Origin of the sequence: Leptolyngbya sp. FACHB-1624 (assembly GCF_047649235.1) — a bacterium.
Classification (GTDB): Bacteria; Cyanobacteriota; Cyanobacteriia; order Leptolyngbyales; family Leptolyngbyaceae; genus Leptolyngbya; species Leptolyngbya boryana.
In genome coordinates, this window is sequence record NZ_CP180258.1 from 2,500,752 (window position 1) to 2,524,135 (window position 23,384).

Sequence of the window (23,384 nt, forward strand, 5' to 3'; positions counted from 1 at the left end):
TCAGTAATCACCGCGAATCATCAAACGGTTCCGCAGTTGATATCGATTTGTGTTCGCTCTGGAACACCTTATATTCATAGGCTCAATCCATGACAGACACCCTTGCAGCACCGACCCTCAATAAGTTTGAAAAACTCAAAGCAGAGAAAGATGGTCTTGCGGTGAAAGCAGAACTCGAGCACTTTGCTCGGCTCGGCTGGGAAGCAATGGATGAAACCGATCGTGATCATCGCTTGAAGTGGCTCGGTGTGTTCTTTCGCCCCGTAACTCCTGGCAAATTTATGCTGAGAATGCGGGTTCCGAATGGCATTATCACGAGCGGACAAACCCGGGTGCTCGGAGAAATCCTTCAGCGCTATGGAGATGATGGCAATGCAGACATCACGACTCGCCAGAACTTTCAACTGCGAGGAATTCGGATTGAAGACCTTCCCGAAATTTTTCGTAAGTTTGACCAAGCTGGATTGACGAGCATTCAATCCGGGATGGATAACGTTCGTAACATTACCGGATCGCCTGTTGCTGGCATTGATGCAGATGAGCTAATTGATACTCGTGGGCTAGTTCGCAAAGTTCAAGACATGATCACGAACAATGGTCGTGGTAATTCGAGCTTTAGTAACTTGCCTCGGAAATTCAATATTGCGATCGCAGGGTGCCGCGATAACTCAGTTCATGCTGAAATCAATGACATTGCTTTCGTTCCCGCTTTCAAAGATGGCACATTAGGATTCAATATCCTAGTTGGCGGATTCTTCTCTGGGAAACGCTGCGAAGCTGCAATTCCACTCAATGCTTGGGTTGACCCGCGCGATGTCGTTGCGGTCTGCGAAGCAATTTTAACGGTCTATCGGAACTTGGGACTGAGAGCAAATCGTCAAAAAGCTCGCTTAATGTGGCTGATTGATGAGATGGGATTGGAACCGTTCCGCGAAGCGGTTGAAAAACAATTGGGATATGCTTTTACGCCTGCTGCTGCCAAAGACGAGATCCTTTGGGACAAGCGAGATCACATTGGGATTCATGCCCAAAAACAGCCTGGATTAAACTATGTGGGCTTGCATGTTCCAGTGGGACGGTTATACGCGCAAGATTTGTTTGATTTAGCTCGGATCGCTGAAGTTTACGGCAGTGGTGAAATTCGCTTAACTGTCGAGCAGAATGTGATCATTCCGAATGTTCCGGATTCACGAGTTTCTGCATTGCTCAGAGAACCCATTGTCAAACGGTTCTCGATCGAGCCTCAGAATCTTTCACGGGCATTAGTGTCTTGTACTGGCGCACAGTTTTGCAACTTCGCACTGATTGAAACTAAAAATCGTGCGGTTGCTTTAATGCAAGAGCTAGAACAAGACCTGTACTGTCCTCGCCCAGTGCGCATTCATTGGACAGGTTGCCCGAACTCTTGTGGACAACCTCAAGTTGCAGATATCGGACTGATGGGCACAAAAGTCCGCAAAGATGGCAAAACAGTCGAAGGCGTGGATCTCTATATGGGGGGCAAAGTTGGCAAACATGCTGAACTTGGAACCTGTGTGAGAAAAAGCATTCCCTGTGAAGATCTCAAACCGATTCTGCAAGAGATTTTGATCGAGCAATTTGGTGCGCGTCTCTGGTCAGACCTGCCCGAATCCGCTCGTCCAAATCAGACCGCCTTGATCACGCTCGATCGTCCCACGGTGGAAACACCGAACGGGAAATCAACAACCGTGCAAGAGCTTAATGCACAAGAGTTTGACTATGTGCTGAGTGCGCCACCTGTTGTAAAAGCGCCAACAGAAATCGCAGCTCCAGCAACGATTCGTTTTGCTCAGTCAGGAAAAGAAATCGCCTGTACCCAGGATGATTTGATTCTAGACATCGCAGACCAAGCCGAAGTCGCGATCGAAAGTTCTTGCCGATCAGGAACGTGTGGAAGTTGTAAATGCACCTTACTCGAAGGTGAAGTCAGCTATGACAGCGAACCCGATGTGCTCGATGAGCACGATCGCGCTTCGGGTCAGATTCTCACCTGTATTGCTCGTCCTGTCGGTCGTATCTTGCTCGATGCTTGATCCCTAAGTTTGTTCGCTCCGCTCATTGTTCTCACATGCGCCAGCTTTTTGCTGTGCTTCCTTTTCCTTCAGTACATTCTCTAAAAAGGACGATCCATGTCTTCTAATCTTTCAAGACGTAAGTTCATTTTGACCGCAGGCGCAACCGCAGCAGGCGCAGTGATTGTGAATGGTTGTAGCACAGGGCTAAATAAAAGTGCTTCTAGCGGTGCGTCCTCTCCGGCTGCCTCTCCTGCTGCAAATATCAGTGCGGCAGATGCACCAGAAGTCACAACGGCTAAATTAGGCTTTATCGCCCTGACCGATTCGGCTCCATTGATCATTGCGTTAGAGAAAGGATTCTTCGCGAAGTACGGCATGAAGGATGTGACCGTTACTAAGCAAACCTCATGGGCAGTGGTGCGTGACAACTTGGAATTGGGTTCCGAGAAAGGTGGAATTGATGGTTCTCACATTTTGACTCCGATTCCTTACTTTATGTCCGCAGGTAAAATTACCAAGGGTAATACGCCTGTGCCGATGTACATCTTGAGCCGTTTGAACACTGACGGTCAAGGAATTTCAGTCTCGAATGACTATGCTGATCTCAAGCTTGCAGTCGATAGCTCTCCTTTGAAAGCAAAAATCGCGGAAGCAGCAGCAGCAGGTAAGAAATTCAAGTGTGCTATGACTTTCCCAGGGGGAACTCACGATCTGTGGATTCGTTACTGGCTCGCAGCAGGTGGCATTGATCCTGAGAAAGATGTTGACCTTGTGGTTGTTCCACCCGCTCAAATGGTTGCCAATATGGAAACCAAAACGATGGATGCCTTCTGTGTGGGTGAACCTTGGAACGAGCGCTTAGTTAGCAAGAAATTGGGTTACACCGCGATTACCACAGGCGAATTCTGGAAGAACCATCCAGAAAAATCGTTCTCAATGCGGGCTGATTGGGTAGACAAGAATCCTAAAGCAACAAAAGCCCTGATGATGGCAGTCCTTGAAGCTCAAATGTGGTGTGACAAGGACGAGAACAAAGAAGAAATGTGCAAGATCTTGTCGGCTGACAAGTATGTGAAAGCGCCTGCTGCAGACATTGTTGAACGTTCAAAAGGGAACTTCGATATGGGCAATGGTCGCACGTTGCAGAACAGCGATCTGCTGATGAAATTCTGGCGTGAGGATGCAGCTTATCCGTTCAAGAGCCATGACGCTTGGTTCGTCACTGAAAATATGCGTTGGGGCAAGTTTGAAGCCGATACCGATGTCAAAGCGTTAGTTGACAAAGTGAATCGCTCGGATATTTGGCAAGCAGCAGCCAAAGCGATCGGTCAAGAAGCAGCAATTCCCAAAGATGCCGATTCTCGTGGCATAGAAACCTTCTTCGACAAAGTGACCTTTGATCCTGCAAATCCAAAAGCTTACTTGGATAGCCTCAAAATCAAAAAAGCATAACTTAGACGAGGCGAGTCGGATTTGCCATCTTGCTCGCCTCTCCCTCATTGCTGCTGACTGTCCTACAACGTTCTTTCCTCTCTCCTATGACTATCAACCCGACTCTCCGTCCCGTTCGACCGTCCCAATTCTCAGAAACTCTGAAAAAGTATAGTGGTGCCCTCGTTCCAGTCATTGTCTGCGTCGGCATTGCGCTGGTGCTCTGGCAACTGCTGTGTCTGAGTCCAGAATCCAAGATGCCCGGTCCGATCAAAGTCATTGAACAGACTTGGAGATTGATTCTCGATCCGTTCTACGACAATGGCGGGACAGATAAAGGGTTAGGCTTGCAAATTCTTATTAGTTTGGAACGAGTCGCGATCGGGTACTCGCTTGCGGCTGTCGTAGGAATTGCACTCGGCGTTTTACTCGGTGTAAGTAAGTTCATGCGGAACGGACTTGACCCGATCGTGCAAGTTTTAAGAACAGTTCCTCCACTCGCATGGTTGCCGATCTCGTTGGGAGTCTTCCAAGACAACAATCCAGCCGCAATCTTCGTCATTTTTGTCACAGCAATTTGGCCGATCGTGATTAATACCGCAGTCGGTGTGCAGCAAATTCCGCAAGACTACAACAACGTTGCTAAAGTCTTGAAGCTGTCGGGTAAAGAGTATTTCTTGAGTATTTTGGTTCCGTCCACTGTGCCTTATGTATTTGGTGGACTGAAAATTGGGATTGGTTTAGCATGGCTGGCAATTGTGGCAGCAGAAATGCTGAAAGCAGAAGGCGGCATCGGCTTTAAGATTTGGGATGCTTACAACGCAGGCAACGAGGACAGCATGAGCCAAATTATCATCTGTGTCTTGTTGGTCGGCTTAGTTGGATTAGTGCTTGATCGCTTAGTTGGCTGGCTCGGTTCACTGATTACATCTGATAACTAAACTGATCACTCAACCCCTCACCTGATTTTTGCTATGTCTGTTTTCTTAGAAGTTGACCACGTGGATAAGGTATTCCCGCTCAAAGATGGCGGCGAGTACATTGCTCTGAAAAACATTGAGCTGAAGATTAACCAAGGTGAGTTTATCTCATTTATTGGTCACTCTGGCTGTGGCAAGTCTACCTTGCTAAATATCATTGCTGGATTAGATCATGCTTCGACAGGAGGGGTGATTCTCGAAGGTCGGCAAGTCACCGAACCTGGTCCCGATCGCATGATGGTGTTTCAAAACTATTCGCTCTTACCTTGGAAGACCGTGCGCGAGAACATTGCGCTAGCAGTCAATAAAGTCATGAAAGGCGCATCCAAAGCTGAGCGACATGAGGTAGTTGAGCATCATATTGATATGGTAGGACTGCGCCATGCAGCCGATAAAAAACCAAAGGAACTATCCGGTGGGATGAAGCAACGTGTAGCGATCGCGAGAGCGTTAGCGATTCGCCCGAAGCTCTTGTTGTTAGACGAACCATTTGGGGCATTAGACGCACTGACGCGAGGAAATCTCCAGCAGCAATTAATGAACATTGCTCAGGAGAACAACTTGACCTGTGTAATGGTGACACACGATGTCGATGAAGCGTTGTTGCTCAGCGATCGCATTGTGATGCTAACCAATGGTCCAGAAGCCCATATTGGGCAAATTCTCACCGTGCCAATTCCTCGTCCTCGCAACCGTTTGGAAGTTGTGAATCATCCGAGCTACTATGCGCTACGGAATGAAATGATCTACTTCTTAAATCAGCAGAAACGGGACAAGAAACGCAAACGCCAAGCTGTTGCTGCCGTTGCTAAGAATGGCTTAGAGAAGGTCAATCTCGAAATTGGATTTGTTCCGCTCACAGACTGTGCGCCGCTGATTGTGGCGAAAGAGAAAGGATTCTTCCAGAAGCATGGGCTTGAGGATGTCACGCTCAGTCGCGAACCGAGTTGGAAAGCGATCGCTGAAGGAATTCGCAGCAATCGCTTAGATGCGGCTCAAATGGTCGCTGCGATGCCACTCGCAATGACGCTAGGTAACAGTGGTTACGACCCGCTTCCGATTGTGACCGCAATGGTCACGTCTCGCAATGGGAATGCGATCACCCTGAACAAGTCTTTCTTAGACAAAGGCGTTCGCACCCTCGCTGACTTCAAACAGGTGCTAGAAGCAACCCAGGATCAAACTCATACGTTGGGTGTGGTTTATCCAACTTCGATGCACAATTTGATGCTGCGTTACTGGCTGGCATCTGGAGGCATTGATCCAGATCAAGATCTCAATCTCACGGTGGTTCCGCCGCCTCAAATGGTGTCGAACTTAGTTGCCGGGAACATTGATGGATTCTGTGCTGGCGAGCCTTGGAATTCTCGTGCGATCCAAGAAGGTGCAGGCTATGTGGTAGCCACCGATTTAGATATTTGGCAAGGACACCCTGAAAAAGTGTTAGGAGTCCGTGAAGATTGGACATCTCAGCATCCAGAAACTCACAATGCTCTGGTGAAAGCCATGCTTGAAGCTTGTGAGTACTGTGACGATCGTCGAAATCGTGAAGAGATTCTTACCTTACTTGCCCGTCCTCAATATGTGGGTGCAGCAGCGGACTTTGCGCGTCCTGGATTCATTGATGCCTATGACACCGGAACGGGTGAGCCTCCGGTCAACTTACTACGATTCAATCAGTTCCATGTGGACAATGCGAACTGTCCAAATGGTGTAGAAGATTTATGGATCTTGACTCAGTTAGCACGGTGGGGCATTACTGTCTTCCCGAAAAACTGGATCGAAGTCCTAGAACGAGTGCGCCGAGTCGATCTCTATGGTCGAGCTGCACGTGAATTAGGTCTGCCGGATCACGAAGGCGATCGTCGATCGTTCCAACTCTTTGATGGTGTCGAATTCAATCCAGATGATCCGATTGGCTATCTCAATAGCTTGACGATTCATCGTGAAATTCGCATCGAAGAGGTGATCATCGATGTTGCAGAACCGATTAAAACGTCGATCGCAGCGTAGTAGGAACGGGGAGTTCTCCCCACTCCCCACTCCCCACCCTCTATCTCTCTGACCTCTCACCCACTCACTCCTTATGCAAATTCTCTCAACTCCAAATCCACACACTGAAGCAAATCCACTCACTCCCCTAGTCGAAGTTGAGGGAGTTTCAAAGGTTTATCCTAAAAAAGACGGCGGAGAAGCAGTCATTCTTGAGAATGTCAATCTCACCGTTAATGAAGGCGAATTTATCTGCGTGATTGGTCACTCTGGCTGTGGCAAATCCACTTTACTAGATATGATTTCTGGCTTTCGTCAGCCGACTGCTGGTGAAGTCCGAGTCGCGGGCAAGCGGGTTTCTGAACCAGGTCCCGATCGTATGGTTGTGTTTCAGAACTATGCATTACTTCCTTGGAAAACAGCATTCGAGAACATTTATCTCGCAGTTCACGCCGTTTATCCTGACAAATCTAAGGCAGAGAAAACTGATATCGTCAACAAACATTTGGCGATGGTCGGACTCGAAGAAGCAGCCAACAAAAAGCCCAAGCAGCTATCGGGTGGAATGAAGCAACGAGTCTCGATCGCGCGTGCTTTGTCTATCTATCCAGAAGTGTTGATTCTTGATGAGCCATTTGGAGCATTGGATGCGATTACAAAAGAGGAACTTCAAGAAGAACTGCTCCAAATTTGGTCACAGCATAAAGTGACGGTCTTGATGATTACCCACGACATTGATGAAGCGTTGTTTCTTGCCGATCGCGTCGTGATGATGACCAATGGTCCTGCGGCAACGATTGGCGAAATCATGGAAGTTCCCTTCCCGCGTCCTCGCGAACGTGCTGCTTTAATGGAAGATCCAAAGTACTACACGTTGCGAAACTATGCACTTGACTTCCTGTTTGGGAAATACGCTCATGATGATGAATAGGAATTAATTCCTTAACACTTTTACGATCGTACTGAGAGTCTAAAATTTATTCTAAAAACTCACGGCATCTAGCCGATCTCAGTACGGTCAAACCTCAAATTAAAATAAAACTAGAATCGCTAAAATTTATACATCAGAAACGCTTGACTGTATAGGATAGCAATTTCTTTAAATTCTTTGTCAATAAGAGATTCTAGCTTCTTCTGCCTTGTTCAGATTGATGCATCTTCTTGCAAGAGATTGCTAGAGTGATGGATTGAATACAATGGTTAAGATTCTCAACCCGTAACTATTCACACAGCCTGATTCTCCCAACCGGAAACAGACTAGACGCATCTGACAGTTTTTCTTCAAAGACGGCTGCCCGAAACATGCTTACAGCAGTACACAGTGATTTGACTCTGTTCGATTGTCCTCTTTACGGGTGTGATCCCCCCATTACATTCATGACTTCGATTCTTTGCTACTACATCAATACTTCTCATAGCATTCAGCAAATTCGATTACATACTACTCAGCTTGCGCTCGATCGTATGGTTTTTCCCAGTGAAAAAATTGTGTTTGAAAGCTTACCAGAAGAACGATTAGAGATTTATACTTACACAGAAAACGGGTTGCAGTTATTTCAATCGATTGCCTGTTCGCAGCTTGAAGTCTTATCGCGAACGAAAGGCAGAACTTGAGAACTAAGGGGTTATAGACTAATGGCTGATCCAACTAAAACGCTCTGTCCATACTGCGGGGTTGGCTGCGGTTTGGAGGTGCTGCCGCCTGCGATTCCGGGGAAAGCAGTCAATCGAGATAAAGACGGAACGCCACTCTGGAATGTCCGAGGCGATCGCACTCATCCTTCTAGCCAGGGTATGGTCTGTGTGAAGGGTGCAACGATCGCTGAATCCCTGCACAAAGATCGCTTGCGTTTTCCGATGATGCGGGATGCATTGGATCAGCCTTTTCGTCGAGTGACTTGGGAAGAAGCGTTGACGAAAATTGTCGATCGCATTCGTCTAGTAAAGTTTACCCAAGGAGTCGATGCGATCGGCATGTATGCTTCAGGACAGTTTCAAACTGAAGATTACTACATCGCTCAAAAGCTGATGAAAGGCTGTTTAGGCACCAATAACTTTGATGCAAATTCGCGCCTGTGTATGTCTTCGGCTGTTGCAGGCTACCTTCAGAGCTTTGGAGCCGATGGACCGCCTTGTTGCTATGAGGATTTAGAACAAACTGATTGTGCTTTTCTGATTGGCACAAACACCGCAGAGTGTCACCCGATCGTGTTTAATCGCTTCCGTCGCTACCACAAGAAAAACTCCGATGTGAAGCTGATTGTCGTCGATCCTCGTTGCACTGAGACTGCTGCTGCTGCTGATCTCCATCTCGCAATTAATCCAGGAACAGATATTGATTTAATGTATGGAATTGCTCATCTTTTACTGAGATGGGGCGATTTAGACAAAGCTTTTATTGAATCTCATACGAATGGTTTTGAAGAATTTAAGGAAGTGATTCGCCACTATCCACCTGATGTCGTTGCGATTCGATGCGGCATTGCTGAAACCGAGCTTTTGACTGCGGCTCACTACTGGAGCAGCGCAAAGCGAGTCCTCTCCATGTGGTCAATGGGAGTGAATCAGTCGTCAGAAGGAACCGCCAAAGTTCGAGCGATTATCAATGTTCACTTAATGACTGGGCAAATTGGTAAACCTGGGGCTGGTCCTTTCTCGCTGACAGGACAACCGAATGCGATGGGGGGACGCGAAGCAGGTGGACTATCGCATCTGTTGCCGGGTTATCGATCGGTTACGAATCCAGGGCATCGGGCTGAACTTGAGACATTCTGGCAACTCCCAACAGGCTCAATCTCGTCTAATCCCGGCCTAACAGCTTGGGAGATGATCACTGGACTTGAAACAGGTAACCTTGGAATGTTGTGGGTTGCAGCAACGAATCCGGCAGTGAGTATGCCCGACATTGAGCGAACGAAAGCTGCATTACGTCAATCTCCTTTTACGGTCTATCAGGAGTGTTACTATCCGACTGAGATGGCGGACTATGCTCATGTGTTGTTACCGACGACGCAATGGAGTGAGAAGACAGGTGTGATGACGAATTCCGAACGTCGTGTAACGTTGTGCCCTCAGTTTCGAGTTGCGCCGGGTGAAGCTCGATCGGATTGGGAGATTTTCGCAGAGGTTGGACGGAGATTAGGCTATCGCAAGCAGTTTGCTTTTAACTATGCGGCTGAAGTTTATGCAGAGTTTGTGCAGCTTACTCGCGATCGTCCTTGTGATCAGTCGGGATTGAGCCATACTTACTTACGAGAAATGGGTGCAACACAATGGCCTTTTTCAAGCAAAGCTGAACCGACGCAACAAAAAGTAGAAAAAGCAAAACGGCTTTATACCGATCTAAAATTCCATACGCCAGACGGGAAGGCGCGCTTTTCTCAGGTCTACTCGCGTGGGCTTGCAGAGCCACCTGATGACAACTATCCGTTTGTGCTTACGACGGGTCGATTGTATGGGCATTGGCATACTCAGAGCCGTACTGGAAGAATTGAGAAGATTCGACAAATGTATCCGAATCCATTCATTGAGATTCATCCGCGGGATGCTGAAAAGTTGGGCATTCAATCGGATGATTGGGTGGAAGTACGATCGAGAAGAGGCACAGCCCGATTTCCGGCTAAAGTGACGAAAGCGATTACGCCTAAGACTGTCTTTGTTCCGATGCATTGGGGGGCGTTGTGGGCGGAAAACGCAGAAGCGAACGCTCTGACTCATGAGATTGCTTGTCCCGACTCTAAGCAGCCAGAACTGAAGGCCTGTGCCGTGCAATTGATTCCGGTGAAAGCGATCGAGAATTCTAATGCTTCAACTCATCTAGTTGCTTCGCCTTCTTGAGGATGATTTTCTGGTTTAGATTTACGAGCGTCAATTCAATCGAGCAATGCAATCTGGTGTGTCGTGGGTTGGGCGATTGACTGCCGTTGAAACGGGATAGCTGATCATTTTGTCGCTAACATAGGGGTGGAGCATCGATTGCGGGGATTTGAAATCCGGATCGAGCCAGCGATCGTACAAATCTTCGCTCAAGATAACGGGCATTCGATCGTGAACAGTTGCAGCGAGTTCGTTTGCTTCAGTTGTGATGATCGTACAAGTTTCAATCTCGTCTCCCTCGGGAGAATTCCAGTGTTCCCATAAGCCAGCAAAAGCGAAAGGTTGACCAGATTCGAGTCGGAAATAGAACGGTTGCTTTTTGTCAGGTTGCTTTTGCCATTCGTAGTAGCCATCGGCGGGAATCAGGCAACGTCGCCGCTTAAAGGCAGTTCGGAAAGCAGGTTTTTCGCTGAGCGTTTCGGCACGGGCATTAATCAGGCGAGAACCGATCGTTGGATCTTTTGACCAGGATGGGATTAAGCCCCAGCGTAGAGATTTTGAATGATGCGGTGTAACGATCGCGAGAATCGGTTGAGTCGGCGCAATATTGTAGCGAGGCTGCCAATCGGGAGTTTCTTCGAGGTCGAACATGGCTGCGAGTTCGGCGGCAGAGTGGGTCTGTGTAAATCTTCCACACATAGGACTGACTTCATTTTCACAGGTACAGATGTTGATCTCTCACGCCCTGAATCTCCCTGATTTGAGAGATCTGCTGAAAGAAATGAGAGCACTCTAGCCTCCAAGAAAGCTAGAGTGCTCTCGTTCTAGCCTAGCAACTACGGCTTTTGAAAGTCGATCTCTTGCCGCTCAAAATGGTTCTTGACATTCGTTACCACGTTGTAAGCATTTGCCCCCGGTTCAGCGCGAGTTTCATCGATTCCTTCGGTCGAGCCACCAACAGCTTTCCACGCTTCCAGTCCGCCTTTGAGTTCTGCAACGTTCACAAAGCCTGCTTGACGTAGCATTCTTGCTGCTTCAGTTGTTTCTTCATCGGTTGCGCCATAGACATAGATATCGCGCTTGTATTCAAAATTCTTCTGCGCCAGTTCGACCAACTGATCCATTGGAAATTCCATCGCGCCCATGATGTGCCCGTGATTGTAAACATCACGAGAACGGACATCCAGAATCGTCAAGGCAGGTTCGCCCCACTCTAGACGAGACTTGAGATCATGAACAGAAGACTCTGCCTTCAGTCCATGTGGAGTTGGTGTAATGTTGGGCAGTGCTTCTTTAGCATTTTCAATCGCATCTTCTAGTTTAGACATAATAAAAACTTCCCGTTTAGAGGTCTATTGCACTCTATCGGGAAGGACAGGAAAGACTAATCTGGCTCAAGTTAGAAGCCAGCGATCGTCAAAAGGTAGATTCTGCAATTTTGGATGTCGTACAGCTTGCTTATTCAAACGTGCCAGTCCGCCAAGGAGTCGGATCTACAGCTAAGCTATGGACAAACACGCCCCAATGGAGGTGAGGCCCCGTTGCAGACCCAGTTGCTCCGACTGCACCAATCCGCTGCCCAGGTTTAACGAAATCGCCTTCTTTGACATCAATTCGACTCATATGAATGTAAATCGATTCGACTCCTTGACCGTGGTCGATTCCGACGCAGTTTCCATGCACTCGGAAGCCTTGAGATTCGCGTCCGATGAGAACAACACGACCTGCGGCAGGAGCAACGATCGCTGAACCATATCCGCCTGCATAGTCAATTCCCCGATGATAGTAATCTTTTGCAAAGACTCCGTTGTAATAGCGGCGAATTCCATAGCCAGAGCTAACCTCGCCTTGGTTCGGGCGTAAAAATTTACCTGACCAAAGTTTTTCTGGAGAAACGATCGCTTTAAAGGCATCAACTCGATCGAACTCAGCATCATCACCATTACTATCTTTACCCGGTGGAAGCCAGATGCTTTGGGTCGGAAACGATCGATTTCTCAACGTGATTGGAATCGTTTGTGTATCTGTTCCAGCAGTCACTTGAATCGACAGCCGACCTGGACGATCGAGCGGAGTGGTCGGTAAGAGTGTGCGATAGCGATTGTTGCCGAGATCAAACGAGGGATAGGTCTTACCGTTAAAACGAACAGACGGAGCAGTTTGAGATTGGGTCATGAGTGAAACGGTATCTCCAAGCGCCGGAGATTTAGGTGTGAGTTGGGCTTGGAAGGCGCGAGAAGGCGCAGTGCAGAAGATGATCGATAGAGCGATCGTCATTGCCAGCGCGAATTGAAGCAGGATAGAACGTTTAGTCAGGAACACGGCACTCTTGATTGCTACAAAACTGACAACAGTTTACAGTCTCTAGAAGAGAGAATCCGTATCGAGGTAGGACAATGTTTTGGAGAAGATTGGCAGCAATTTTCGCGGTTTGGATATGTCTAAGTTCGCCTGTGTGGGCGGATGCGTATGAAGTGCGTGCCAATCACGATCCGGATGGAATTGGCAAAATCTATATGGGGCGTGAGATTGCTCAGGTGATGGGGCATCAGGGCGCAGGATGGTTAGAGCGATCGAGCCGCGAGACCGAGGAACAACCGCAAAAGGTGATGACAGCTTTGCAGCTTAAGCCGAACAGTGTTGTGGCAGATATTGGAGCCGGAACGGGGTATTTTAGTTTCCGAATTGCATCTGCTATTCCTCAGGGAAGAGTTTATGCAGTCGATGTGCAGCCGGAGATGTTAGAGATTCTAAATTATCTAAAAGATCAAAAAAAGATTGCAAATGTTGAGCCGATTTTAGGCAGCGAGACAACTCCGAATTTGCCTGAGAACAGTGTGGATTTAGCATTAATGGTCGATGCGTATCATGAGTTTGAGTTTCCTCAGGAAATGATGTTGGCGATTGTGAGATCGCTTAAACCTCAAGGACGGGTGGTTTTAGTCGAGTATCGAGGCGAGAATCCATTTGTGATGATTAAGGGATTGCACAAAATGACTCAAAAGCAGGTCAGACAAGAAATGAGTGTTGCGGGCTTAAAGTATGTTGAGACTCGCAATGGGTTGCCACAGCAGCACATTATGATTTTTGAGAAAGCATAACGGGACGAAAGTAACTGCTCATCCCCGCAAGCAGATTGACCTAATTGCGATTGTGTTTTCAAATCTGGAAGCGCGATCGCGATCTCATTGAGACTCTAACAAACCCATCCAATCGATATGAAAAAATGGGTTAAGGCGACTTCTTCCAATGACTTTACCCATTAAGTGGTCGAATTAAGATATCCCATTTCGGTAGGTCTGGATTGCGTTCTAATCTGCACTCAACCTCACGCATCTCAACTTTGGAAAGTGCAATGCCTTTTGGATAAGGGTTGGTGTTCAACGCCACGATGGGATGAATGCCTTTCCAAGTCATACTTTCTGCCCAAGCGAGCATCGTTTGCACCGTGGTCAGTTGAGTTCCATTCCAGTGCTGTTCGAGGATGCCCCAACAGCGTTCAATGGGATTGTACTTGCTATGGTAGGGCGGATAGTAGAGCAGTTGAATGGATATGCCAATCTGGTCTGCAAATTCGACCATGCGGTTGAGAAACTGAGTGCGAATCCCACTACTCTCTGGTCCATTATCGACTTTGAGTTGCAAGCGTTCGGTCAGTCTCTGTTGCTTGAGGGTCAAGCGACTCCACCAATCTTGAAGGGTATCGACGATGAAATCACTGGTTTTATGCGAACTGCCAAAGTAGAGATGCAGTTGTCCACTATCTTCATCCACAATCCCACAAGGAATGTACGTTTCCTCGCATCCCATATCATGGTCAAGCGCTTGAGGATTGCCTCTGGTTTGCCCGCCACGAGAATACTTGCCAATGTTCACCGTGGCTTTGCAATCCAGACTCAATCGTTTGATGCTACCGTTTTCACTTTTGCGATCTTTGGCTTTGATGTTGTCGAAGATCGCATCGGTTTCGGGCAGTTTTTTTGGGGAATGGCTTTGACCACGGGCTTCAATCGATAACCCATCCGATTCAAGATCACTGCCATCGTGCTGGGTGCAGGCAATTGCTCCTCCCCAAACCCTTGTTCTCGCAGTTGAGCAATCGCCGCTTGTGCCGTTAATCGCGTGTAAGCAATCGTCGTCTTAAACGTCGGGTCTTGTTGAGCGTGATCTTCCGCGATCTGCTGCAACGCTGAAGCAACTTCGGGATACTTTTCTTCCCAGCGTTTCGCCCCACTATTGCCTACTTGCGCGCTGATACACACCAGTCCAGTGCGACGTTCCCCTAGTACTACAGTTGTAGATATTGGGAACCCTAGAAATGTCGTGAACATTTTGGGGCTGGTGGTCGATGCTGAGTCATCCAGGTGCATTGCTACAAATGAGGACTGAGGTGCAGACATGGCTGCGTGAATTCGATGCACTGATTGCGCGAGTCGGGTATCAGTTCGGACGAGTCGAAGCCAGACAACGGATGCAGGAGTACGTTCAAGGGTTGCTGAGTCCAATTGAGCGCAAGAACGGTTGGCAGTTGTCAGAGCAATGTGGCGATGAGACACCTTATGGCATCCAACATCTGTTGAATCGGTCAAAATGGAGTGCAGATGAGTTGCGGGATGATGTTCGCAGCTATGTGGTGGAACAGATGGGAGATCGTGAAGCTGTGCTTGTGATTGATGAAACCGGATTTCTCAAAAAAGGCAAGCATTCCGTTGGGGTACAGCGGCAGTACTCTGGAACCGCAGGACGAGTCGAGAACTGTCAGATTGGCGTGTTCCTAGTCTATGCAACTCGTCAAGGACATACATTTCTTGACCGAGAATTGTACTTGCCGAAAAGTTGGACAGACGACGCGGCACGTTGTCGAGCGGCGCATGTCCCCGTGGAGCGCAAGTTTGCTACCAAGCCAAAACTGGCACGTATGATGCTGGAGCGAACGTTTGAAGCACAAGTGCCCGTGGGCTGGGTGACAGGGGATAGTGTGTATGGCAGTGACTACCACTTGCGCGATTTGTTGGAACAACATCAGGTGCGCTATGTGCTGGAGGTCGCGTGTGATCACTCGGTCAGTTTCAAGTGGGAAAAACAGCGGATTGACCAAGTTATTGCTGAACTTGACTCCAGTGATTGGTCACGCCTGAGTGCAGGCAGCGGTGCAAAAGGACAACGCTGGTTCGATTGGACAGCGATTGCTATCCCGCATCCTGAGCGACCAAACTGGCAGCGTTGGGTGGTGGCACGCCGTTCTGTTGACCAACCCAATGAAGTTGCCTACTTCTTAGCATTTGTTCCGACGGAAACTCCCCTCGAAGCCGTCGTCAAGATCGCAGGCACGCGCTGGACAATCGAAATGTGCTTTCAAACTGCCAAAGGGGAAGTCGGCTTCGACCAGTATGAGGTCAGAACTTGGCAAGGCTGGTATCGTCATATCACCTTATCTTGCCTCGCTCATGCGTTTTTGACGATAGTCCGCTCACATGCATCTGAATTAGAAAAAGGGGGGCATCTATCGCGTCAGTTCTCCGCATTCAAGCGCAAGCGTGGTCTGTAATTCCAAACTCAATTGCTGAGATTCGCCGCTTGATCTGGCATTTAGGTTGGGAACTCAAACAGTCGATGTTGTTTCGATTGCATTGGTCGATGTGGCGACAACAGCATCAAACAGTGGCACAGTTCCATCACTACAAACGCCGTCAGGCTATATATTCCCAAGACTTATCACGATAGATCTACAACTGTAGTACTAGCCCAGTTTCCACATTCACTCGTCCCCAGCCAAACACTCGCTCTGCAATGCGGGCGCTTCCCTCGCAATATTTCAGCGCCATCTCTGCCTGAAAGCTCCGTCGTTCTGCCCCACGCATTTTGGACGCTGCTAATCGAAGATCCTCAACCTGATAGGCAGTGAGGATGGGGTCTTGTGTGCGCTCATCGATTCTGTCCACCCGATTGTTCCTAGATTTCTGAGAGAATGAGGACTATTCTAAAGCCTGGGTAAATCTTTTAACAGAAGCCGCCTAATCCTTCGTTAGAAATGAAATCGAGTTCGATCGATCGTTGAGCCAGTTTCAAAGTACGGCAATGGATGGCGATCAAAAAATGGTACCCCTTCAGCTAATAGGCAACCTACTCACCAGACAGTAAAGTATAAGCAGGCAAAAAGATTTCTCGCTTCATGATTGGGTGATTTCTTTACATTCAACACTGCAAATTCTTGCTCTATGGCAAACCTCAGATCACTCCTGCTCGTTGCCTTGTTGCTAGGCACCGCATCTAACCTGTCTGCATGTATGGCTAACAATTCAGCAACGATACCCTCCACGCCCACAGCGACAGCAGCGCAACCCGAGATTCAACAGAGTAAGGTTCAGCTTGCCTTTCGCGAACAGAAGCCAGGAACCGAAGCCCAATTACAAATCGAGCGGCAAGTTCAGCAAGAACTTCTCAAAAAACAGACTGACCTGAAGAAATCCGGCAATCAAGGCGCGATCGCAAGCAATGCCGCTGCACTCAAACTCAGTAATGAGGCAATCTCCTTGCTATTCGAGAAACCGACTCTAACCGAAAAGAATGTAACGAAAGCCCATTTCGATTCAAGCCCGAACTCAACGCCGTCTATCGTCGTGACCCTTGATGCGAAGGGAAGTAAGGCTTTTACAGCGCTGACGAAGAAATTAGCAGGAACTGGGCGAACAGTAGGCATTTTTCTCAACAATCGTTTGATAAGCTCTCCGACTGTTTCCTCCCAATACGCTCAGACTGGAATTACTGGCGGCACTGCGATGATTACAGGAAACTTTAGTGCTGAAGAAACCAAGGATTTAGAAACATGGCTACAGCATTTGCAAGCGAATTGACAGCTTTAGTTAGCTGTAGCTGAACTGTCAAAATTTTAGAATGCGATCGCAACGTAGTAGGGAAATAGGGAGCAATTTTAGTCTAGGCTCTCCCCATCTCCCCACTTTGCAAAATTCATGCCGCTGACCAGTACACTTTCAATCTAGCTCTTTCGCTGAGTTGCTTCTAATAGCGCTACAACAATCAATTCATCACATTGCAGGGCATGTCGATCATCAACTACGATCGATTGATATTCTGCTACAACTTCATGCAACGATTCATCTAGATAAGCTTCCAACACATTTGGGTGAATATAGTATTTTCGACAAGTCGCAGGACGATTGCCTAAGTAAGCAGATACTGACTTAATGGCTTGTGTAATGTTCTTCTTCGCCGCAGTTTGAGACGTAAATTTGCCAATCTCAGCGAGATGAGAAGCAGCTAAAACTGTACCTGCCCAAGTCCGAAAATCTTTGGCAGTAAAATCTTGACCTGTAATTTCTCTCAAATAATCATTTACATCACTTGAAGTAATATCTTGGGCTTGCTGATGCTCATCTAGATATTGAAAAAGCTCTTGACCTGGCAAATCCTGACATCGTTTTACAACTTTTGCGAGCCGCTTATCGCTCACTTCAATCTCATGTTCAACTCCGCTTTTCCCTCGAAATTGAAACTGAATTTTCGAGCCAGCGACATTCACGTGATCATCTTGTAGTGTGGTCAACCCATACGAGTTATTGGTTTTCGCATATTCCTCATTGCCGACTCGAATCCGGGTTAGCTCCATTAACTTCAGAACTGTAGCGAGTACTTTTTGCTTTGGTAATCCGGGTGATGCTAAATCTTTCTCTAATCGTCGTCGAATGTCTGGCAAAGCCTGACTAAATGCAATCATGCGAGAAAACTTATTTTGATCGCGAATTGCTCGCCAAAGTGGATGATATCGATATTGCTTTCGCCCCTTTGCATCTCGTCCCGTCGCCTGCAAATGTCCATTTTCCAATGGGCAAATCCAGACATTCTTATAGGCAGGCGGAATGGCTAGAGAATTAATGCGCTGAATGATTTTCTCATCGCGAATGCGATCGCCATTCAGATCAAAATATGCAAAGCTTTTCCCCGATCGCTTTCTCGTAATTCCAGGCATTTCATCTGTGACATACTTCAAGCCAACGACTTCGGCTGACTCGATCGGGTCACTGGGAAACTCTTCAACGACTAATTGCATACGGGAGGATAGCATACGTTACTTTAACCGTATCCAATTCAGGACACAATGAAATCTACAGCAGAGCGTAGTCTTTAGGGTGGAGGAACAATGGAGGTCAATATTCCTGAAGTTTTGGCAGAAGTAACGGCAGTGTTTCAACAATATGAGCAAGCACTGATCACGAATGATGTAGAAGTCCTGGATCAGCTTTTTTGGAACAGTCCGCATACGATTCGATATGGAGCAACTGAGAATTTGTATGGCTATGACGCGATCGCGCAATTTCGCGCAGGTCGATCGCCTGCCGGACTCGATCGCACGTTGAAAAATACGGTCATTACAACCTATGGACGGGATTTTGCAACGGCGAATACGGAATTTGTACGATCAGGAAAATCAGGGCGACAGAGCCAGACTTGGATGCGAACTTTAGACGGATGGAGAGTGATTGCCGCGCATGTTTCCTTGCTTTGATTGTTGTGAAGTGGGAAGTAGTTTTCTCGGGAGCTCCTACTCTTTTCAGCATTTACAACTCAAATACGATCGCCATGATTTCTTCATTCCGATAAGAGATAGTGGCGCACTTCGATCTCATCACTCACTTGAGCTAAAAGCTTTCTGGGCGATGGGCCATCGGGTTCAACGTTCATCTGGGAAATGGGATCGCACAGGATCATAGGCAGAATAGTACAACTTCCTTTAGGAAAAAATACGGAAATTTTCGGCCTAGTTCCCCTGCCGAGATGTAATATGCGGAATATGAGCCGGTCTAACATCCCGATCTGGATAACTAGGCGGAAAGAGTCAGTCTAAATAATAGTGATATCGCTTCGTAAATATGCGCCGTTTAATTCCTGCCGCAACTAAAAAGGCCGTCTTCACGAAATCCGGATACCGATGCGCTTTTCCGAACTGTAAGGCCCAGTTAACGACGGAATCTGGAACTTTTCTTGGCGAGATTGCACATATACTTGCTGTTTACGCTGGTGGCCCGAGATACGATTCAACCATACCAAACAATGGAAACACCGAAGAAAACCTTATCTTGCTCTGTCCTACGCACCATGCCTTAGTAGATCGGGAACCGACTAACTATCATGTTGAATGGCTAAAGAATGTCAAAGCGGCCCACGAACTCCGAATCGCTGGAGAGGCCAAGACAGCGCTGCCTGATATTGATGTCAAAACCATTTCAACATTCCACGAATCGCTGGAATTCTGGAATGACAACAGACAAAACCACGACGAGGAGGTTTGGCAGTCGTTTTTTGCCGCGAATCCATTTGTTCTATCTCAGGCAGTACCGGATCACATAATCAAACTTGGTGGCAAGTGCTACGTCGGTGGGAAATCAATTGCCAACACTGGAGGCAATATTATTGACTTTCTGTTTACTACCAAAATCGCAAAAAATGTCGTACTCATTGAAATCAAACACCCCGGAACGAAACTTATTGGTAAACAATATCGTACAAATGCGTTCTCAATGTCAGATGCTCTTTCAGGCTCAATAGTTCAGGTACTAAACTATCGCGACGACTTACTTAAAAACTACTTTTCCTTGATTGGGCAAAACCCGGATTTAGAATTCACCGCGTTTAATCCACAGTGCATCGTGCTTGCGGGCGACTTAGATCGCGAGAATCCCAATACAAATCAACGTCGTTCATTGGAACTGTTTAGAAATTCCCTGTCGAATGTTCGTGTGTTGTCGTACGATGAACTTTTTGGGAAAGTCAAAGATTTGGTTGACATTTTCACGTAGGCAATAACGCGCATAATAATGCGATGAACCGAAGTCGTAGAACCGGGCAGCTTTGAAATAGATGATCGACTCCCGCGATAACCGAATTGCGGGAGTTATGTCTCTCAAAAAACTCGGATTTCTAAGCAATTATGCGATCGCTGAAGCAAAAACATGAAGAAGCCTTAATAGAGTGCGATCGGTTAATCCAGCGGTTCAAATACATCGCTGATAAGGATAAGCGTCGTTTCACGCTTCTTAAACAATTCAGCATCTCTCTTACACTTATGGTCACTTTACTCTCCGCTTTAGCTGCTAGTAAAAGGCTCGGTGATTGGGAATGGATTGTGCCTGCCGTGAGTGGTCTTGCTGCACTTTCTACAACTTTGCTCAGTCAAACAACTTCTCAAAAAACTTGGATCAATTCTCGTAATGTTCAGCAAAGACTACAAGTTGAAAAATTCCTCTATCTTCAAACCTCTGGTAGTTATTCACTAATGAGTGAGGAAGAGAAAGTTTGTCATTTCTCAAATCAAGTCATGGAAATATGGTCAGAGGGACATGAAACTTGGGGACAAACTGTATCGGACAGAAAGAAGTAAATCTGTTATCAGTACATTCTTTGACCTGCTCATGCTTCGAGTGTTTCTGCCCAATACCAGACTCTATAAGTCTGGTATTGGGCAGCAAGTCGAAGCGGAAACCGAGAGCAAAATTATGGCGAACACGCAAAGCGTGAGCCAAAGACAACGACACAAACTCTATCGATTGAACGTAAAATTGAGCCTCTAGCTTTTATGGGGCAACAGCGTTTTGAGCCAAATTCAAGTCTTAAACTTGCAGATCCTTTACCAAGGAGTTCCCGCAATTACACCCGCTTTCGGAGCAGCGATCGCAGAAGCGGGAGCAATTTGTCTAACGGATGAAGCCCATGAGCCAGGAGTAACTCTCGAAGTTGAAGGAGAATTTTCCACTCAGTTCCAGTTGAATTGGCAACCCGTTACGGAACAAGCAAGGCGATGCTGGAATGATGAGGAATATACAACCGAGCAAGCGGCTTATGGCATTGCATTTTTATTGATTTTGCAATTAACCAATCTGACGGTGATTGAACGTTCTCGTAAGGGTACTGGATTTGACTACTGGTTGGGAAGCCAAGATTCAACCACGATACTACCGTTTCAGCGCATGGCTCGACTTGAAGTGTCTGGGATTCGTAAGGGCAATCGGAGTCAAATCAATGCCAGAGTTAAGCAGAAAATCGAACAAACTGGCGCATCTGATGCAGAAGGGTTGCCAGCTTATATCATAGTAGTAGAATTCAGCCGCCCGCTTTCTATCGTTAGCGCGAAACGGAACCCCAAAGGAGCATTACTCCAATGAACCAGATTCAAACGCTCCATCAACAAGCAATGGATTTAGCCGAAGCAGCCGCAGTCGCCCGCTTGAGAGGCGCGATCGAGCAAGCAACACAGTTGACCCGACAAGCGTTTGAACAAGAAACCCAGGCTGCTAATTTAATTGCTAGCGTTCTCGATGCCGAACCTACTCGATCTGTCCTCCACCGTAGTGCTGCATCTTTAGCGATCGAGTGTGGCGAATTACGAGCCGCAGAACGACTAATTGCCACCGCATTATCTGGCAGTCCGCCCCCAGAGATTGCGGAAGAACTCAAAGATTTATTCATCCAGATTAATTTGGGTCAATATCTGAAGCGTCAAGGAATTGATATCAACATTAACGAATTGCAAGGTTTGGTAAATCAGTAATAGTTAATAAGGCACGGTCGAACAACATGGTTGGAGCAGACGGTAGAGAGCTTTTGTGCTTCGCTTCAGGCTTATCTACCGCCGCCGCCCACTTTAGCCATTGTGTTTCTCAAAACACTCGGATTTCTGAGCTATGCGATCGCTGCTGCTGGTGCTTTTGTCGGAACTTTGAGCACCTGTTGATACACCTTGCCTAACTGAGCAGCAACACCATCCCAGCTAAACATCTGCTCAACTCGATCTCGCCCTGCCTGACCTAACTGATCACGCCAGTTTGGATCTGCCAAAATTCGATCGATCGCCTTGGCAAATGCCGCATCATCTTTTGCCGGAGCTAACAAGCCTGTGATTTCAGGAATGACGGTAAACTGCAATCCGCCGACATCCGAAGCGACAACAGGCGTTCCACTTGCCATCGCCTCAATTGCTACTAATCCAAACGGCTCATAATGACTCGGCACTACCGAAACATCGGCAGCAGCATAATACAAGTGCAGATTTTCAACCCCTAAACGACCCGGAAACATCGTGATATCTTGCAAGCCGAGTTCATTGACGATGCCTTCAATACGCTCTCGTTCCGCGCCATCACTTTGCCCAGGACGACTGCCACCGCCGATAATCAACTTCAAATTCTGGTCTTTCAGTTGAGACTGACCCACCGCACGAACTAAGGTTTCGATTCCTTTTCGACGATCGAAGCGACCTACATACAGCACAATCTTGGCAGTTTCATCCAATCCCAACGTGCGCCGCGCTTCAATTCGAGAAATATGACCAAAGCGTCGAGTATCCGTGCCACAAGGAATAATATCAATGCTGCCGTGCGTCGAAACGAGCGATCGCATGTGGTCTTTCTCTTGTGGACTCGTTGCGACAATCCGCTCAGCCGTTTCTAAACATAATTTCTCAGTCGCTAAGCGAGTCTTCGCAATCATAGGAATCGCTGAAATTGACTGATATTTCACTGCACCTAAAGAGTGATAGGTATGAATCTGCTTCACGCCTTGCAGCTTTTTCAAGGTCATACCGACCCAGGAAGACAGCCAGTAGTTAGTATGAACTAAATCATATTGAAATCCTGAGTCAGCCTGAAATTGTTGCAGAGCTTCGACAAATTCAGGCAAGTAGCCAAACAATTCATCACGAGGAATAAATTTTTGCGGCCCAGCCGTTAATCGAATCGTGCGGCAATGCGGCGTGTGTTGCACAATCTCAGGCTGGTCGGCATCCGATCGACGAGTAAACATATCGACTTGCCATCCCTGCCGGGACAGCGCTTCTCCAACGTTCCGCACATAGACGTTTTGACCGCCCGCTTCCTCTTTGCCAATCTCGATCGCAGGATCGCCATGAACCGAAATTAATGCAATCCGTGGGCGCTGTCCTGAAATAGCCATAGTTCTTTTACCAAAACACGATAAACAGAAACAGAATGTGAATTTTCATATTCGCTTGTGTTTAGGTTAGTAACATTTCACTTCGTTTTCATCTTTCAGGGGTTAGAAATCAAACAAGATAATATCTGGGCTAGACAAAACACTAAAAAGTTAGAATCTATCAAAA

The 23,384-nt window shown here is 47.3% G+C and carries 21 protein-coding genes and 1 pseudogene; 15 read left to right on the top strand and 7 right to left on the bottom strand.

The genetic code is table 11. From position 1 onward, the window contains the following. Positions 1-89 precede the first annotated feature (89 nt). The 7 genes from ACMUEV_RS11580 to ACMUEV_RS11610 all read left to right on the top strand — a co-directional run bounded on the left by ACMUEV_RS11580 (position 90) and on the right by ACMUEV_RS11610 (position 10,276). Positions 90-2,054, top strand: coding sequence for a ferredoxin--nitrite reductase (locus ACMUEV_RS11580; protein ID WP_190647068.1), 1,965 nt, complete (start codon positions 90-92; stop codon positions 2,052-2,054). A gap of 96 nt (positions 2,055-2,150) precedes the next feature. Beyond that, a complete protein-coding gene (locus ACMUEV_RS11585) occupies positions 2,151-3,488 on the top strand; it encodes a CmpA/NrtA family ABC transporter substrate-binding protein (RefSeq protein ID WP_190647067.1) in 1,338 nt (445 codons plus the stop codon). Between the two features lie 86 nt (positions 3,489-3,574). Then, entirely contained in the window at positions 3,575-4,408 is an 834-nt protein-coding gene (ntrB, locus tag ACMUEV_RS11590; RefSeq protein WP_190647066.1) for a nitrate ABC transporter permease, read from the top strand. A gap of 33 nt (positions 4,409-4,441) precedes the next feature. After that, entirely contained in the window at positions 4,442-6,460 is a 2,019-nt protein-coding gene (locus tag ACMUEV_RS11595) for a nitrate ABC transporter ATP-binding protein (protein WP_190647065.1), read from the top strand. Between the two features lie 73 nt (positions 6,461-6,533). Then, on the top strand, positions 6,534-7,370 hold the full coding sequence (locus tag ACMUEV_RS11600; RefSeq protein ID WP_017288931.1) for a nitrate ABC transporter ATP-binding protein: 837 nt from the start codon (positions 6,534-6,536) through the stop codon (positions 7,368-7,370). A 446-nt stretch (positions 7,371-7,816) separates the two neighbouring features. After that, entirely contained in the window at positions 7,817-8,053 is a 237-nt protein-coding gene (locus ACMUEV_RS11605) for a DUF1830 domain-containing protein (RefSeq protein WP_017288930.1), read from the top strand. Positions 8,054-8,074: 21 nt separating this feature from the next. Continuing rightward, entirely contained in the window at positions 8,075-10,276 is a 2,202-nt protein-coding gene (locus ACMUEV_RS11610) for a molybdopterin oxidoreductase family protein (RefSeq protein WP_190647064.1), read from the top strand. Positions 10,277-10,306: 30 nt separating this feature from the next. Here ACMUEV_RS11610 and ACMUEV_RS11615 read toward each other — a convergent pair whose 3' ends face one another. From ACMUEV_RS11615 to ACMUEV_RS11625, 3 genes are all read right to left on the bottom strand, one after another. Then, the gene (locus tag ACMUEV_RS11615) at positions 10,307-10,954 is read right to left on the bottom strand and encodes an SOS response-associated peptidase (RefSeq protein ID WP_190647063.1); all 648 of its coding nucleotides are present in this window, start codon (positions 10,952-10,954) and stop codon (positions 10,307-10,309) included. A gap of 137 nt (positions 10,955-11,091) precedes the next feature. Then, positions 11,092-11,583 (bottom strand): rhodanese-like domain-containing protein, encoded by a 492-nt coding sequence (locus tag ACMUEV_RS11620; protein ID WP_190647062.1) that lies wholly within the window; start codon positions 11,581-11,583, stop codon positions 11,092-11,094. Positions 11,584-11,713: 130 nt separating this feature from the next. Further along, entirely contained in the window at positions 11,714-12,430 is a 717-nt protein-coding gene (locus tag ACMUEV_RS11625) for a M23 family metallopeptidase (RefSeq protein WP_242044190.1), read from the bottom strand. Between the two features lie 221 nt (positions 12,431-12,651). Between ACMUEV_RS11625 and ACMUEV_RS11630 the strand changes: the two genes are divergently transcribed. Then, complete coding sequence (locus ACMUEV_RS11630) at positions 12,652-13,356, top strand: class I SAM-dependent methyltransferase (RefSeq protein WP_190647060.1); 705 nt, start codon at positions 12,652-12,654, stop codon at positions 13,354-13,356. A 154-nt stretch (positions 13,357-13,510) separates the two neighbouring features. On the opposite strand, the pseudogene ACMUEV_RS11635 reads toward ACMUEV_RS11630, so the two are convergent. After that, a pseudogene (locus ACMUEV_RS11635) lies at positions 13,511-14,655 on the bottom strand (ISAzo13 family transposase). Here ACMUEV_RS11635 and ACMUEV_RS11640 point away from each other — a divergent pair. After that, the gene (locus ACMUEV_RS11640; protein WP_415354786.1) at positions 14,634-15,803 is read left to right on the top strand and encodes an IS701 family transposase; all 1,170 of its coding nucleotides are present in this window, start codon (positions 14,634-14,636) and stop codon (positions 15,801-15,803) included. The pseudogene ACMUEV_RS11635 and the gene ACMUEV_RS11640 sit on opposite strands and share 22 nt — an antisense overlap. 178 nt (positions 15,804-15,981) lie before the next feature. On the opposite strand, the gene ACMUEV_RS11645 is transcribed toward ACMUEV_RS11640, so the two are convergent. After that, positions 15,982-16,197 carry a hypothetical protein gene (locus ACMUEV_RS11645; protein WP_199329572.1) on the bottom strand — a complete coding sequence of 72 codons (216 nt, stop codon included), beginning with the start codon at positions 16,195-16,197 and terminating at the stop codon, positions 15,982-15,984. A 345-nt stretch (positions 16,198-16,542) separates the two neighbouring features. Between ACMUEV_RS11645 and ACMUEV_RS11650 the strand changes: the two genes are divergently transcribed. Beyond that, entirely contained in the window at positions 16,543-17,109 is a 567-nt protein-coding gene (locus ACMUEV_RS11650) for a SecDF P1 head subdomain-containing protein (RefSeq protein ID WP_190652088.1), read from the top strand. A gap of 143 nt (positions 17,110-17,252) precedes the next feature. Here the strand turns inward: ACMUEV_RS11650 and ACMUEV_RS11655 are convergent, their stop codons facing one another. Further along, the gene (locus ACMUEV_RS11655) at positions 17,253-18,338 is read right to left on the bottom strand and encodes a DNA topoisomerase IB (RefSeq protein WP_242044529.1); all 1,086 of its coding nucleotides are present in this window, start codon (positions 18,336-18,338) and stop codon (positions 17,253-17,255) included. Between the two features lie 75 nt (positions 18,339-18,413). On the opposite strand from ACMUEV_RS11655, the gene hpxZ reads away from it, so the two are divergent. The 5 genes from hpxZ to ACMUEV_RS11680 all read left to right on the top strand — a co-directional run bounded on the left by hpxZ (position 18,414) and on the right by ACMUEV_RS11680 (position 21,818). Further along, positions 18,414-18,779: an oxalurate catabolism protein HpxZ gene (gene hpxZ, locus ACMUEV_RS11660; protein ID WP_190652087.1), complete on the top strand. Its 366-nt coding sequence runs from the start codon at positions 18,414-18,416 to the stop codon at positions 18,777-18,779. 364 nt (positions 18,780-19,143) lie between these two features. Beyond that, entirely contained in the window at positions 19,144-20,070 is a 927-nt protein-coding gene (locus ACMUEV_RS11665; protein ID WP_190652086.1) for a Shedu anti-phage system protein SduA domain-containing protein, read from the top strand. A 131-nt stretch (positions 20,071-20,201) separates the two neighbouring features. Continuing rightward, the gene (locus tag ACMUEV_RS11670) at positions 20,202-20,651 is read left to right on the top strand and encodes a DUF4231 domain-containing protein (RefSeq protein WP_190652085.1); all 450 of its coding nucleotides are present in this window, start codon (positions 20,202-20,204) and stop codon (positions 20,649-20,651) included. 211 nt (positions 20,652-20,862) lie between these two features. After that, on the top strand, positions 20,863-21,432 hold the full coding sequence (locus ACMUEV_RS11675) for a hypothetical protein (protein WP_190652084.1): 570 nt from the start codon (positions 20,863-20,865) through the stop codon (positions 21,430-21,432). Next, positions 21,429-21,818 (top strand): hypothetical protein, encoded by a 390-nt coding sequence (locus ACMUEV_RS11680; RefSeq protein ID WP_190652083.1) that lies wholly within the window; start codon positions 21,429-21,431, stop codon positions 21,816-21,818. Before ACMUEV_RS11675 ends, ACMUEV_RS11680 begins: the two co-directional genes overlap by 4 nt. Positions 21,819-21,949: 131 nt before the next feature. Here the strand turns inward: ACMUEV_RS11680 and ACMUEV_RS11685 are convergent, their stop codons facing one another. Then, positions 21,950-23,218: a glycosyltransferase family 4 protein gene (locus tag ACMUEV_RS11685; RefSeq protein ID WP_190652082.1), complete on the bottom strand. Its 1,269-nt coding sequence runs from the start codon at positions 23,216-23,218 to the stop codon at positions 21,950-21,952. Positions 23,219-23,384: the final 166 nt, after the last annotated feature.